The sequence below is a fragment of the Reinekea marinisedimentorum genome, assembly GCF_004341165.1.
GTDB lineage: Bacteria > Pseudomonadota > Gammaproteobacteria > Pseudomonadales > Natronospirillaceae > Reinekea > Reinekea marinisedimentorum.
In genome coordinates this window covers 1-14850 of sequence record NZ_SLZR01000013.1, presented here as the reverse complement: position 1 = coordinate 14850, position 14850 = coordinate 1, and the positions used below count along the sequence as shown (strand labels likewise).

The following is a 14850-nucleotide window of genomic DNA, read 5'->3' as shown; positions in this document are numbered from 1 at the left end:
CTTATATGCAGTGTGCTTTGGTAACCTGAATTAAAAAGATTTGAGCAGCATAGCTGCTAAATAGGATTGCTATGAAAGTTATCGTTATTGGAGCAGGAATGGGTGGCCTTTGTGCCGGTATCGCGTTAAAGCGTATTGGCTACGAGGTGAAGGTGTTTGAGAAGGTGCGAGAAATAAAGCCGGTTGGCGCGGCACTTTCTATTTGGTCCAACGGGGTGAAATGTCTGAACTATCTGGGCCTCACCGAGCAGGTGGCTAAGCTGGGCGGGCAGATGGATAGCCTGGCTTACCTGGATGGCTTTACCTGCGATTCGATGACGCAATTCAGCCTGGCACCGCTGTACGAGAAAGCCGGGCAGCGTGCCTACCCGGTTTCGCGTACCGAATTACAGGCCATGCTGATGGAAGAGTTCGGCAAAGAGGATGTAACCCTCGGTGCTGAACTAGCCTCTGTATCTGAAGCCGAGGGCGTGGTGACGGCCACCTTTGCTGATGGCTCCGTTGAAACCGGTGATCTGCTGATCGCGGCTGATGGTTCGCATTCTGTTGTACGGCCTTATGTGCTGGGTGATCAGGTTGAGCGCCGCTACGCCGGTTATGTGAACTGGAATGGGTTGGTCGAGGTGGATGAAAGCATCGCTCCGGCAACGCAATGGACCACATTCGTTGGCGAAGGCAAGCGTGTTTCAATGATGCCGGTGGGCGATAACCGTTTTTACTTTTTCTTCGATGTGCCTCTGCCACAGGGCCTGCCAAATAACCGTGATGAATACAAAGCGAACCTGAAAGAGTATTTCTCTGGCTGGGCGCAACCGGTTCAGGATTTGATTGATCTGATCGAGCCGGAACGCACCAATCGTGTGGAAATCTGCGATGTTGAGCCATTCTATAATTGGACGCGCGGCCGGGTCGCGCTGTTGGGTGACGCCGGTCATGGCACCACGCCGGATATCGGTCAGGGTGGTTGCATGGCCATGGAAGACGCGGTCTATCTGGCGATTGCTTTGCAAACCAACACGCTGGGTGTGGAAGATGCGCTGGTGCGTTACCAGAACAAACGTGCGCCACGGGCGAACGAGCTGGTGTTGCGCGCGCGCAGCCGCTGCGATGTTACCCACATGAAAGACGAACAGGTGACGCTCGATTGGTACAAAGAACTGCGCAACGAAGACGGCAGCAAAATCATGAAGGGCATACTTTCCAATATTGAAGGCCACCCGCTGGATTAATTTGTAGGTGAGCGGTGCGCCATCAAAGGCCGTGCCGCTACTGGCAGGCTCGACCTGAATCACACAGGCAGTAATGAATGAATACAGTGACCAAATCTATGCGCAGCGCTGCGGGCTTTTGTACCCACGGTGGCATTAAGTGGCCTGCGCCGCTTGCTGGTTCGCTGGCTGGAATGCGGCTGGCGGTAAAAGATTTATTTGCGCTCAAGGGCTTTACCAACAGCGCCGGAAACCCCGATTGGCTGCGCACCCATCAGCCTTCTGTTGCTACAGCCGAAAGCCTGGAAGCTCTGTTAAATGCCGGCGCGGAGTTTGTCGGTTTTACGCTGACCGATGAGCTGGCCTATTCACTGGAAGGTAATAACGAGCACTTCGGCAGTTGCGAAAACCCGAAGCTGCCCGGCCACAGTTGCGGTGGTTCCAGCATGGGCTCGGCAGCCGCTGTAGCAGCAGGGCTTGCTGACATTGGTTTGGGCACCGATACCGGTGGCTCCATTCGCGTGCCGGGCTGTTATTGTGGGCTGTTTGGCCTGCGCCCGTCGCATGGGGTTGTTTCTACCGAAGGCCTAATTGGCCTGGCGCCGCGTTTTGATACCGTGGGTTGGCTGACACCGAACGTGCATCAGCTGAGGCAAACGGGCGAAGTCCTGTTAAAACAGTCGGGCCGGGCGGAATCCGATACGCTGGTGTACGACCCGTTCCTGTTTTCACTGGTACAACCGGAGTTGCAGAGTCTGCTGCAAGCGGCACTGCAAAGTGCGGGTAAGAGCTTTAAAAAGATTGAGCAGGTCGATCTGCAACTGCAAACCGATTTTGCCGAACTGCATGATGTTTTTCGTGTGCTGCAGGGCAGGGCGATTGTTGAGTATCACCGCGACTGGATAGAACAGGTTAAACCAAAGTTTTCTGCACAGGTGCAGGCGCGCATGGATATGGCCTTTGCCATCACCGATAGTGAAGTTGCACAGGCCGAGGCTGTTCGTGAACGGTTCAATGCCAACTTGCGAGCGCAATTGGCGGGCAATAAAACCCTGTTTTTACCAACATCACCGACAACAGCCCCCAAGCTGAAAGAAGATACCACCGCACTGCGGCCGCATTTATTGAAGCTGACCTCGATAGCCGGGCTCAGTGGTTCGGCGCAGGTGCATTTACCGCTCACGCCCTTTATGGGAGACGATCGTATTTCCCGGCCTTACGGCTTTTCTTTACTGCAACTACCCGGTAATGATTCAGGCTTGTTACAGTTAGTTGAATCTGTCACCGAACAATGGAACAAGGCTCATGCAAACAATAACCAATAAAATTGCCTTTACTGCACCCCATGCCGCTGCCGCTGAAGCCGGTATGGATATCCTAAAGCAGGGTGGCACGGCCACCGAAGCCATGGTCACGGCGGCGGCTGTGATCTCGGTCGTGTACCCCCATATGAATTCCATCGGTGGCGATGGCTTCTGGCTTATTCATAATGTAGGCGATGAACAACCCCTGGCGATTGATGCCTGTGGCAGTGCGCCGAACGATACCTCGGCATACGCTGGCCTGGCGGAGTTTCCCACTCGTGGGGGTAAGGCGTGCCTGACCGGTGCGGCCACCGTGGCCGGTTGGGCGAAAGCCCTGGCTAACGACAGTCATGCTCAATTACCGCTATCCCGGCTGCTGGCTGCGGCCATCGCCTTTGCAGAAGATGGCATTGAAGTGACCGCAAGCTTACAGGCTGCCGTTGCCAAGGTGCTGGCAGAGCCCGTTGTACCGGAAAGCTTTAAGGCGCTTTATGCACCGCAAGGCAAGCCGATTGTGGCCGGTGAGGTTTTTAAAAACCCGCAACTGGCCAATACCCTGAAAACGTTGGCTGAAAAGGGGCTGGATGATTTCTATCAGGGCGTTATCGGGGAAAAAATCGCCGCAGCGCTGACCCAGGTTAACAGCCCGATAACGGCTGCTGACCATAACGCCACAGAGGCAAACGTGGTTGAGCCGCTGAGCGTAAAACTGAACGGATTGCGCTGTTTTAATTTGCCCGCACCCACGCAGGGTGTACATTCGTTGCAGATCCTGGCACAGGTAGAGCAGCTGAAGCAGCACGCAGAAACCGAGGCCGATTGGGCGCACCTGATTGTAGAAGCTACCAAGCAGGCCTTCGCGGAGCGCAGCCATATTCTGGCTTGCCCAAGCAGTGTGCCTGCCGGTTACCATGCGGCACTGAGTGAGCCGTCTCTGAGTGAAAAGGCTAAGCAAATTGATATACAGCAGGCCAAGCCGTGGCCGTTTGTCAGTGAGCATGGCGACACCGTTTGGATGGGTGCGCGTGATAAAAACGGCCAGCTGGTGAGTTTTATTCAAAGTGTTTACTGGGAGTTTGGTTCGGCGGAAGTGCTGAATGGCTTAGGCTTTACCTGGAATAACCGTGGCATCAGCTTCTCATTGGAAGAGGGTGATATCAACGCGCTGGCTCCGGGTAAAAAGCCGCGTCATACGCTCAACCCGGCGATGGCTCTGTTTAATAACGGCAATCGCCTCAGCTATGGCACCATGGGTGGCGAAGGCCAGCCGCAAACCCAGGCGGCGGTGTTCAGCCGGTTTGTCTGGCAGCGCAAATCACTGAAGGCGGCTGTTGCCGAAGGGCGCTGGTTGTTAGGCCGTACCTGGGGTGATAACAGCAACGATTTAAAAGTAGAGGCGGATTTGGCCGAACGGATTGGCGATGAGCTAACAAGGCGCGGCCACAAGTGGCAGGTTGTGCCGGCGTGTAACGAAATGATGGGCCATGCCGGTGCCATTTGGGATGATCAGCGGGAGCTGGACGCAGCAACGGACCCAAGGTCGGATGGTGGGGCGTTTGTGGCCTCTTCTGTCGAGTGATTTAGTGTATAGCTGTATAGCGGCTGACCCGAAGGTATGAGGCCCATTTTTAAGGAGCGCTGTTAACCCTTCCCTGGGCGCTCAGCTTCGGCATCCATGCCTCAGATGTCCTTAAAAATGGGCCTCATACCTTCTTGAGTATCGTGGTCGACCTTAGATTTATAACCTTAAACGAAGTAAGAGAAACTGTATGTCTGAACTGATTGAAGCATGGCCGATTGGCCTGGCACTTATCTTTACCGGAATGTTTGCCGGTACGCTGGCGGGCTTGCTCGGTGTGGGTGGCGGTATTGTGATTGTGCCGGTGCTGTATTTTTTATTGCAGGGCTTTGGTGTCAGTGCTGCCTCGGCCATGGCCATTGCCACGGCAACAAGCCTGGCGACAATTGTGCCGACGGCGATTTCATCGGTGCGCTCGCACTATAAAAAAGGCAATGTCGATGTTGAATTGCTGAAGTTCTGGAGCGGTATTATTCTGCTCAGCGCCGTTGTCGGCAGTGTCATTGCCACTAACATTTCCGGCAACATACTCACCTGGATGTTCGGCATTATTGCCCTGATCGTCAGCCTTAATATTTTGTTCCGCTCATCAGCGCCGCCGCTGTTTCCGGCATTGCCCGGTAAGGCGGGGCAAACACTGATGGCGACTTCCGTGGGTGGCCTTTCTGTTATGGTCGGTATTGGCGGCGGTACCATCGGTGTGCCGTTGCTGCTCAGTTTTAATTTCAATGCTCATAAGGCCGTGGGTACGGCCGCTGCCTTTGGCTTGCTGATTGCCTTACCCGGCGTGCTGACGCTGCTGGCCGTTGGTCAGACACCGGTTGATGCGCCGGTCGGCACCTGGCGCTTAGTGAATATTCCGGCCTTCATCTGCATTGTGCCGTTAACTGTCTGGTTCGCGCCGCTCGGTGCCAAGATCGCCAGTAAATTAGAACAGAAACAACTGAAGCGTGTGTTTGCCATCGTGCTGTTTATTACCGGCTCGCGCATGTTGCTTCAGGTTGCCATGGGGTAATCACAAATGACTCAGTTAAACAATCAAACACAGGCTCAGGCACTGAACCCACCGCCACGTTTGTTGATGGGCCCGGGGCCGATCAACGCCGACCCGAGAGTGCTGCGCGCTATGTCTGCGCAATTGATCGGCCAGTACGATCCGGCCATGACCGGTTACATGAACGAAACCATGGCGCGTTACCGCAAGGTGTTTAAAACCGATAACCAGTGGACTTTTCTTATCGATGGCACCTCCCGTGCCGGTATCGAGGCGGTGCTGGTTTCTGCCATTCGCCCGGGTGATGCAGTGCTGGTGCCTATCTTTGGCCGCTTTGGCCACTTGTTGGCTGAAATTGCCCAGCGTGCCGGGGCCGAGGTGCATACCATTGAAGCACCTTGGGGCGAGGTTTTTACGCCGGAGCAAATTGAAGAGGCCATTAAAAAGGTTCAGCCGAAAATGCTCGCCATTGTGCAGGGCGATACGTCCACCACCATGTGCCAGCCGCTGGAGCATTTGGGTGACATCTGTCGTCGCCACGATGTGCTGTTTTATTCCGATGCCACGGCTTCTATTGTCGGTAATGAATTCAAAACCGATGAATGGCAACTGGATGCCGTCTCCGTTGGCTTGCAGAAGTGTTTGGGTGGGCCATCCGGCTCTGCGCCGGTGACCTTAAGCGAGCGCTACGTGAACTGGGTGCGCAAACGCAAAAAGGTGGAAGCCGGCATTCGCACTGAGGGTCATAAAGATGGCAGCGAGCCGTTCATTCGCTCCAATTATTTTGATATTCCGATGATTCTCGATTACTGGGGTGAAGAGCGGTTAAACCACCATACCGAAGCCACCACCATGCTTTATGGTGCATCCGAATGTGCGCGCATCGTTATTGAGGAAGGTGTCGATGCCAGTATTGCCCGTCATGCATTGCACGGCAGTGCGATGGTGCAAGGTGTGCAAGCGCTTGGTCTGAAGGTGTTCGGTAATCTTGAATACAAGATGAATAACGTGCTGGGTGTTTATATTCCCGACGAGGTGGAGGGCGATAAGGTACGCGGCCAGATGTTGGAAGATTTCGGCATTGAAATCGGCACCTCCTTTGGGCCCTTGCACGGTAAAATCTGGCGCATTGGCACCATGGGCTATAACGCCCGTAAATCGGCGGTGCTGCAAACGCTTTCCTGTTTGGATGCCTGTTTGGCCGCTAACGGTTACAAAGGCCCGAAAGGTGAAGCCGCCGCGGCCGCACTGGAGTTTTACGCCCATGGATGAACGCATGAACGCTCACAAAATAGCGCAGAAACTGCTGATGCAGTGCGAAGAGCTGGCCAAAATCAGTGAATGGCCGGATTCTGTACTGCGGCAATATTTAACCCCGGAACACAAAGCCGCCAATAAGCTGGTCGCGCAGTGGATGTGCGAAGCCGGTCTGGTGTGCTGGCACGATGAGGTGGGCAACATTTGGGGCCGCTTGATATCTGAGCAGCCGGATGCAGAGCATCTGGTGCTGGGCTCGCATTTGGATACCGTACCCAATGCCGGAAAGTACGATGGCATTCTCGGTGTGCTGATGGCGATCGAAGCTGCCAAAGCCCTGCGCAAGCAGGGGGTGAAGCTGCCGTTCCATCTCGATATCGTTGGCTTTGCCGATGAAGAAGGTACCCGCTTTGGCACAACCTTAATTGGTTCGCAGGCAGTGGCCGGTCACTTTAACCGAGATTGGCTGAACCTGACCGACGCCGAGGGCACAACCCTGCTGGAAGCGATGCAGCATTTTGAGCTGAACCCCGGCCTTGCCCGCAAGGCGGCGTTAAAGCCGGATGCGTTGCTTGGTTACTGGGAGGTGCACATTGAGCAGGGGCCGGTACTGGCCAGCCAGAACTGCTCGGTGGGCATTGTGACCAGCATTGCCGGTGCCCGCAGAGCGCGCATCAGTGTGCAGGGTAAGGCCGGGCATGCCGGAACCACGCCAATGCATTTGCGTAACGATGCTGCGGTTGCGGCAGCAGAGCTGACGTTGGCGATAGAGTCGCTGGCGCAAAAAACGCAGGCCGGTGAGGTGGCTACGGTGGGCAGTATTCAGGTGCCGCAAGGTGCGGCTAATGTTATTGCCGGGCAATGCGACATGTTGCTCGACGTGCGAGCCGGAGCCGATGCCAATCGTGATGAACTGATCAGTGCCATTGAACAGAGCGCTCAGCAGATTGCCGAGGCCCGTGGCGTCAGCATCCGTTTTGACTGGTATCACAAGGCCAGCGCCGAGCCCTGTTCCAGTGAATTTCAGAGCATCTTCGAAGACGCTGCTCAGCAGCTGGATATTCAAACACCGCACTTACCTTCCGGGGCGGGCCACGATGCCATGGCGATGGCAGCCATAACGCCCATTGGCATGTTGTTTGTACGTAGCCCTAATGGCATCAGCCATAATCCGGAAGAATGCGTCTATTCAACGGATGTCGCGGCGGCCTTTTCGGTATTGCATCAGTCGCTGATGGACTTCAGCCGTCGCTATCAGGGCGTCTGACTCCTCTTTCTGACTGATCAGTCAACTTTTGGCATGCTCGCTGCAATATACCTGCACTAAACATAAGAGCAAATAACCGTGGATGTGCGGTTTTGCCCCGCGGGGCTAAACTGCCTGGGGCGCAAACTCAGGTAACACGGTAGCTAAGAGGCAGACAGTGATAGAATTTTTACTAAACGAACAGCCGGTCGAGCTGGACGATGTGGCACCAACACTCAGTGTTCTGGATTGGCTGCGCACCAAAACAGGGCTTACAGGCACCAAAGAGGGTTGTGCTTCTGGCGATTGCGGTGCCTGCACCGTCGTGGTGGGCCAAAAAGAAAACGGTAAGGTTCACTATAAACACCTCAACGCCTGCCTGATGCTGGTAGGCAGCCTGCACGGCAAACATCTGGTCACCGTTGAAGGCTTAACCGCTGCGGCCAATGCCAAGCTTGAAGAGCTGCACCCGGTACAACGGGCTATGGTGGAATGCCACGGTTCGCAGTGTGGCTTCTGTACCCCCGGTTTTATCATGAGCATGTTCTCGTTGTATATGAACGAGCCAGCCTTTCCCGGTAAAGACAAAGTCATCCACGCATTGGGTGGCAACCTGTGTCGCTGCACCGGCTATAAACCCATTATTGAAGCTTGTGAGCGCATGTACAGTTACCCGCGCACGACAGCGCCGTTCATGCAGGCTGCCGACAAATTCTTTAACTGCACGCTGTGTAGCAACCCTGGCCTGAGCGATGGCGACCGGGTGTTTTACCTGCCACAGAGCCTGAGGGAACTGGTTGAACTGAAGAGCAGCTACTCACAAGCCAAGCTGGTGGCCGGTGGTACTGACCTGTCACTGGAATTTACCCAACAACTGAAGCTGGCAGAAGAGGTGATTTCGCTGGTCGATGTGCAGGAATTAAAGACAATTACCGAAGATGAGCACGGTCTGAAAATTGGGGCAATGGCCACCTACGAGCAATTTATGCCAGCGCTGCTTAAACATTACCCGGAAGCTTCCGAGCTGTTTAACCGCCTTGGCTCCAGCCAGATCCGCAATGCCGGTACGCTCGGTGGCAGCCTGGCCAATGCCTCACCGATTGGTGACCCGGCGCCGTTGCTGTTGGCATTGGACGCTGTGGTCGAGGTTATTTGCGAGCGCGGCTCACGGGTTATCCCCATCAATGAGTTTTTCCTGGGCTATCGCCGCACTCAGCTGCATGAAGATGAGGTGATTTCGGCGGTGTTTATTCCGGCGCGTCAGGCGGATCAAAAACTGGCCTGTTATAAAATTTCCAAACGTATGGAAGACGATATTTCATCGGTGCTGCTGGTGCTTTCGTTCCAGCTGGTGGAAAACCGTATGGTCAACGTGAAATCCGGTTTTGGCGGCATGGCTGCGACACCGGTTGCTGCTGAATCTATGGCGCAGGTGATGGAAGGCAAAGACTTCAGCGAACACAACATTCAGCAGGCTGCCGCTGCCTTAACGGCCGATTTCAAACCGATGAGCGATGTCCGAGCTTCGCAGCACTATCGCCTGCAGGTTTGTCAGAACCTGATGCAGCGTTTCTGGCTTGAACAATCATCCGGTATAGCAACGAGGGTTTCCCATGCGGCACTTTGAAATAAAGCTTAACCCGGCGGCTAAAAACGTAGTTGGGCAACCGGTAAAACATGAAAGCGCCATTGCACAGGTGCAGGGCAAAGCCCCGTATGTTGACGATGCCGTTCTGCCGCAAGGCGCTCTGCACGCTTACCCGGTGTTATCACCGGTCGCCAAAGGCAAGCTGCTGTCTATTGATGCCAGTGCCTTAGATGCGATCAGTGGTTATGTGTGCATGCTCACTGCTGCCGATATTGTCGGTAAAAAAGACATTGGCCCGGTACACCCCGGAGATGTGTTACTGGCTGAAAATGAAATTTCTTATCACGCTCAGCCGGTCGCGGTGGTGGTAGCCGAAAGCTACGAGCAGGCGCGCATTGCGGCTCGGGCTGTGGTGGTCGAGGTTGAAGAAACCGCCGCGCAGGTGGATGTTAAGACCGGCCTGAAAAATCAGGATTGGGTGCGTCCGCCGTACAGCTTTGAGCGTGGCGATATTGATACCGGCTTTGCGGCTGCACCACACCGTTTACAGGGAGAGCTTTCCGTGGGCGGGCAGGAGCACTTTTATCTGGAAGGGCAAATCGCCATGGCCATGCCGGCTGAAGAAGGCGGCATCTTTGTTAAGTGTTCGACCCAGCACCCCAGTGAAGTTCAGCACCTGATTGCCGAAGTACTGGGCTTGCCAATGAATGCCGTCACCATTGAGATGCGCCGCATGGGTGGTGCTTTTGGTGGTAAAGAAACCCAGGCCGCACCGTGGGCGATTCTGGCCGCAATGGCCTGCCGGAAAACCGGGCGCGCGGTTAAGCTGCGCCTGGCACGGGCTGAAGATTTCAAACTCACCGGCAAGCGCCACCCGTTTTTTAACCGCTACGAGGTAGGCTTTGATGATCAAGGCCGCATTCTGGCTGCCGATATTGAAGTGAACGGTAACTGCGGCTACTCGCCGGATTTATCCGACTCTATCGTCGACCGCGCCATGTTCCACTCCGATAACTGCTACTTCTATGAAAACGTTCGCGTGACCGGCCAACGGGTGAAGGTAGATACCGTCAGCCATACTGCCTTCCGCGGCTTTGGTGGCCCACAGGGCATGATTACCGCTGAAGCGATCATGGATGATGTGGCGCGTTATTTAGGCAAAGACCCGCTCGATGTGCGCAAGGCTAACCTGTATCAGCCGGGGCGCGATTTAACACCTTATCACCAAAAGGTTGAGCAGTTTGTTGTCGGCCCGATGATCGATCAACTGTGTGCTGAAGCCGAATACCACAAGCGCCGTCAGGCCATCATTGAATTTAATAAAACCTCGCCGGTGGTGAAAAAGGGCTTGGCCGTTACACCAGTGAAGTTTGGTATTTCGTTTACCGCTCAGCATTTGAATCAGGCTGGTGCGCTGGTGCATGTCTATTACGATGGCAGTATTCATCTGAACCACGGTGGTACCGAAATGGGCCAGGGGCTGAATACCAAGGTGCGCCAGATTGTCGCGCAGGTGTTTGGTGTGAATATCGATCGCGTGGGTGTTTCGGCTACCCGTACCGACAAGGTGCCGAATACCTCGGCCACGGCGGCCTCTTCCGGTGCCGATCTGAACGGGATGGCGGCGCTGAATGCAGCTACCACCATTAAAGACCGGCTGATCGATTTTATTGCCGAAGAATATGCCGTTGCCAAAGATTCCATCCATTTTGAAAACGATGAAGTGGTGTATGCCGGTGGCTCTCTGGGCTTTGCGGAGCTGGCGAAAAAGGCCTATTTCGCACGTATTGGTTTATCGTCAACCGGTTTTTATTCCACACCGAAAATTTATTTTGACCGCAACGAAGGCAAGGGGCGGCCGTTCTTTTACTTCTCGCATGGGGTTGCACTGACCGAGGTCGAGGTCGATACACTGACCGGTGAAAACTGCGTAACTGCGGTGGATGTGCTGCACGATGTCGGTAAGTCATTAAACCCGGCGCTGGATATCGGCCAGATAGAAGGCGCGTTTGTGCAGGGCATGGGCTGGCTGACAACCGAACAATTGCACTGGCGTGACAACGGTGAGCTGATGAGCGTTGGCCCGGCCACTTACAAGATACCCGCCATTGGCGATACCCCGAAACACTTCGATGTGAAGCTGTACGATTCTGAAAACCCGGAATACAGCGTGTTCCGTTCCAAGGCCGTGGGTGAGCCACCCTTTATGCTCGCCAACAGCGTTTGGTGCGCCCTGCGCGATGCTGTCGCCAGTATCAGTGATTACCGTTACTCACCACCGATGAGCCCGCCTGCGCTCCCGGAAACGATCCTTAATGCCGTGAACGCGACGCGTGTCTGGCTCAATGAAAAGGCAAAAGCAGATCAAGCCATGGAGACGACCGATGCTGAATAAAGATACGGCGGGCTTCCATCCGCAAAGCTGGAGTGAAGCGGTACATCAGCTGACTCAGGCATCAGAAAATTATGTACTGGTGACTATTTTAGGCACCGCCGGCTCTACACCGCGCGCTAATGGCACCAAGATGGTGATTACCGCCAGCGATATTTACGACACCATTGGTGGTGGTCATCTGGAATTTAAGGTGATTGAAAAGGCTCGCCAGCTGTTAACCGAAAGCAAAGCCGTGCAGCAGGTAGAAAACTTCCCGTTGGCGGCAAAGCTGGGGCAGTGCTGTGGTGGCTCTGTTGCTGTTCTGTTTGAAATGATGGTGGTGCAGCAGCCGACTATTCAGGTGCACGGTGCCGGGCATGTTGGCCATGCTTTGGTGCAGATACTCAGCCAGCTGCCGCTGAGAATTCAGTGGGTAGACAGCCGCGTCGATTTATTTCCAGAGCAGGTTGCTTCTAATGTTGACTGTATTGCCGAGCCGTACCCGGAAGATGCGGTCAAAGATGCACCCGAAAACAGCCTGTTTATCGTGCTGACACATAATCATCAGCTTGATTTTACGCTGACAGAAAAGATTATCGCCCGGGGTGACGCAGCGTACCTGGGTGTGATCGGCTCAGACACCAAAGCGAAACGATTCCGTATGCGCCTGGAGCATAAAGGCTACAGCCAAGCCCAGGTAGACCAGATGACCTCGCCAGTGGGGCTTGCTGAGGTGGGGGGTAAGTTGCCGATGGAAGTGGCGGTTTCTATCGCCGGGCAGGTGATCTCTATCTATCAGCAGGGCGCAACAAAGCAGAAGCGGGCAGGGCTTTCGTGGAAGCAATTGCAAAACGAAATCGCCTTACCAGACGTTGCTGAGCATGCGCCTTCCGAAACAGAAAATTGATGAACAAATGAAACATAGTTTTATAGCTCTTAAGGGCACAATTACTGCTAGTAGACAGTTAGATTTTGCGTTTGTAAGCCTGAAGGTGAATGAGTGGTAGTGCCGGGGTTTGTTGTAAAAACTCAATGGATACCGCGCAAAAAGAAACAAATACTCAAGCAGGGGCTTAAATGACAATAGAACAACTAAATGCGCTGACGGCAGATGAACTGGCGAATGTGCTGAAAGACTGTTGTGCGGCAAAAAACTGGGTGAACGGTATGGTCAGCGTTGCACCGTTTAAGAGCGAAGAGATTCTGATTAGTGCTGCAAACCGTATTTGGCAGGCTTTGAATGACTTGGACTATCTTTCAGCATTTGAGGCACACCCGCGCATCGGAGATGTGACAACGCTGAAGAAAAAGTACGCATCAACTCAGTTAACGGCCGGGAAAGAACAGGCTGGAATGACACTGGCCAGTGATTGCATCATTGAACGAATGAAAGAGTTAAACGATGCCTACAATGAGAAGTTCGGATTTATATTTATTGTTTGTGCAACAGGTAAATCTGCCGGGGAAATGCTGGAGCTGATAGAGCAGCGAATTAACAACGAGTACGAACAGGAAATTACAATTGCTGCAGCCGAGCAAATGAAAATTACCGAGATTCGCTTAAAAAAACTTTTGGAGTAAAGGCAGGTAAATGAGTAAAAGTGTTATAACCACTCATGTTTTAGATGTCGCGAACGGTGTTCCGGCGAAAAATGTTCGAATTAAACTCTATAAAAAAGATGAGGCATCCTGGTCGTTACTCGATGAGCAGGAAACCGACTCAGACGGGCGGGTTGCCAAGTGGTCGGTCAGTGATGAGTTGCTTAGTGACGGCGTTTATAAGCTGAATTTTAATGTCGCCGGGTATCAGGGTGAAGATGCGTTTTTTCCGGAAATAGATATTCAGTTTAAAAAGCAGGACAGCAAACACCATCATGTGCCGGTGCTGCTGTCGCCGTTTGGTTATTCAACTTATCGGGGCAGTTGATCGGCTGAGAGGTTATTCACAGATAGTCTTTAATAATTTCAAACAGCTCGGGCCGGTTCTGCTTCATCTCTTCGGCGGTTAAGCCCTCTAAAGAATGAGGGTATTTCAGCCAGGCGCTGGTTTCATGGACGTAGTAGTCCGGCTCAAAATCCACTTCGCGGCGTGTGGGTTTGTAAAAGGGCACCGCAATGCGAATATCTTTTGGCATGTTGTTGCGGGTTTTCTCTTTCAGCTGCTTAAGCACTGCATCGATAGAGCGGCCGGTATCGAACACATCATCAACAATCAGCAGGCTGTCGCTATCCTGTACGTTTTTAACCAGGTAGTTGAGGTCGAGCACCTTTACCTCGCGCGATTGCTGATCTATTCCTGCAGCATAGGAAGAGGTGCGAATGGCAATATTATCGGTTTCAATGCCGTGGTAGCTCAGGTATTCCTGAACGGCAATACCAATGGGCGCACCGCCACGCCAGATGGCGATAATAAAGCTGGGTTTAAAACCGCTGAGTAAAACTTTTTGTGCAAGCTTAAAAGAATCTGTTAACAGTTGTTCGCCGCTTAAATAAGTTTTTTCCATAACCGTGGCTACCTTGTAAAGAGAATGCCATTATACCCAATACCAATTGATTGTTCAGAGTGAAGTATGAAGAAAATTTTTTTAGATGAAGATCAATTAATAAGTGATTCATTCCGACTGGCAACAAACATTTATAAATCGGGTTTCCGGCCTACCTTTATTGTGGGTATTTGGCGTGGCGGCAGTGCGGTAGGAATTTATGTGCAGGAGTGTTTTCAGACCCTGGGCGTAAAAACTGATCACATTTCTGTGCGCACCTCTTACCGGGGTTTACCCAGTTATGAATCTATGGTTAATGACCCGGAATCTATCCGTGTGCATGGCACCCAATACCTGATTGAAAACCTGAATTCGGATGATTCGCTGTTGATTGTCGATGATGTATTCAGCTCTGGCTACTCTATTGATGCCACCCTGAAGCGGCTGAAAAAACACCTGAAGAAAAACATGCCCGAGAACATCAAGGTTGCCACGCTGTACGCGCGTGAAGGCTATCAGAAAACCGACATTAAACCCGACTATGTTTTGCACACAACCAAAGACTGGCTGGTGTTTCCGTACGAGTTAAAGGGTTTGAGTATTGAAGAGATTGAGCTGAATAAGCCCTATGTGGCGGGGTTGTTGGAGGGGGGTTAGATGCGAGATGCGAGATGCGAGATTCTAGATGCGAGACTTTTTGCTACGCGCTGCCAACCGGTACTGACCCTGTAATTAATTCTGTGTAACTGCAAGGTTTATAAATAATCTTCCAAGCGCTCTTCAAATTCAATCATGAACCGGTTGAGCGCTGCCTTCC

13 protein-coding genes are annotated in these 14850 nt (G+C 53.1%); 12 read left to right on the top strand and 1 reads right to left on the bottom strand.

The genetic code is table 11. The features are described 5' to 3' along the window. Positions 1–71: 71 nt before the first annotated feature. The 11 genes from hpxO to uraH all read left to right on the top strand — a co-directional run bounded on the left by hpxO (position 72) and on the right by uraH (position 13477). The gene (hpxO, locus tag BCF53_RS13975; protein WP_132702418.1) at positions 72–1229 is read left to right on the top strand and encodes an FAD-dependent urate hydroxylase HpxO; all 1158 of its coding nucleotides are present in this window, start codon (positions 72–74) and stop codon (positions 1227–1229) included. 77 nt (positions 1230–1306) lie between these two features. After that, a complete protein-coding gene (locus BCF53_RS13970; RefSeq protein WP_132702416.1) occupies positions 1307–2533 on the top strand; it encodes an amidase family protein in 1227 nt (408 codons plus the stop codon). Then, entirely contained in the window at positions 2514–4091 is a 1578-nt protein-coding gene (locus BCF53_RS13965; protein WP_132702414.1) for a gamma-glutamyltransferase family protein, read from the top strand. The genes BCF53_RS13970 and BCF53_RS13965 overlap by 20 nt, the downstream gene beginning before the upstream one ends. Positions 4092–4281: 190 nt before the next feature. Further along, the gene (locus tag BCF53_RS13960) at positions 4282–5106 is read left to right on the top strand and encodes a sulfite exporter TauE/SafE family protein (RefSeq protein ID WP_132702412.1); all 825 of its coding nucleotides are present in this window, start codon (positions 4282–4284) and stop codon (positions 5104–5106) included. Positions 5107–5112: 6 nt separating this feature from the next. Next, entirely contained in the window at positions 5113–6357 is a 1245-nt protein-coding gene (locus BCF53_RS13955; RefSeq protein WP_132702410.1) for a pyridoxal-phosphate-dependent aminotransferase family protein, read from the top strand. A gap of 4 nt (positions 6358–6361) precedes the next feature. Beyond that, complete coding sequence (locus BCF53_RS13950) at positions 6362–7609, top strand: allantoate amidohydrolase (protein WP_243645838.1); 1248 nt, start codon at positions 6362–6364, stop codon at positions 7607–7609. A gap of 157 nt (positions 7610–7766) precedes the next feature. Further along, positions 7767–9215 (top strand): xanthine dehydrogenase small subunit, encoded by a 1449-nt coding sequence (gene xdhA, locus BCF53_RS13945; RefSeq protein ID WP_132702406.1) that lies wholly within the window; start codon positions 7767–7769, stop codon positions 9213–9215. Beyond that, on the top strand, positions 9202–11571 hold the full coding sequence (xdhB, locus tag BCF53_RS13940; RefSeq protein WP_132702404.1) for a xanthine dehydrogenase molybdopterin binding subunit: 2370 nt from the start codon (positions 9202–9204) through the stop codon (positions 11569–11571). Before xdhA ends, xdhB begins: the two co-directional genes overlap by 14 nt. Then, positions 11561–12457 carry a xanthine dehydrogenase accessory protein XdhC gene (gene xdhC / locus BCF53_RS13935; protein WP_132702402.1) on the top strand — a complete coding sequence of 299 codons (897 nt, stop codon included), beginning with the start codon at positions 11561–11563 and terminating at the stop codon, positions 12455–12457. Before xdhB ends, xdhC begins: the two co-directional genes overlap by 11 nt. Before the next feature lie 170 nt (positions 12458–12627). Further along, positions 12628–13131, top strand: a complete 504-nt coding sequence (uraD, locus tag BCF53_RS13930) for a 2-oxo-4-hydroxy-4-carboxy-5-ureidoimidazoline decarboxylase (protein WP_132702400.1) — start codon at positions 12628–12630, stop codon at positions 13129–13131. A 10-nt stretch (positions 13132–13141) separates the two neighbouring features. Beyond that, entirely contained in the window at positions 13142–13477 is a 336-nt protein-coding gene (uraH, locus tag BCF53_RS13925) for a hydroxyisourate hydrolase (protein ID WP_132702398.1), read from the top strand. A 16-nt stretch (positions 13478–13493) separates the two neighbouring features. Here the strand turns inward: uraH and BCF53_RS13920 are convergent, their stop codons facing one another. After that, a complete protein-coding gene (locus BCF53_RS13920) occupies positions 13494–14054 on the bottom strand; it encodes a phosphoribosyltransferase (RefSeq protein ID WP_132702396.1) in 561 nt (186 codons plus the stop codon). 66 nt (positions 14055–14120) lie between these two features. On the opposite strand from BCF53_RS13920, the gene BCF53_RS13915 reads away from it, so the two are divergent. Further along, a complete protein-coding gene (locus BCF53_RS13915) occupies positions 14121–14690 on the top strand; it encodes a phosphoribosyltransferase (protein WP_132702394.1) in 570 nt (189 codons plus the stop codon). Positions 14691–14850 lie beyond the last annotated feature (160 nt).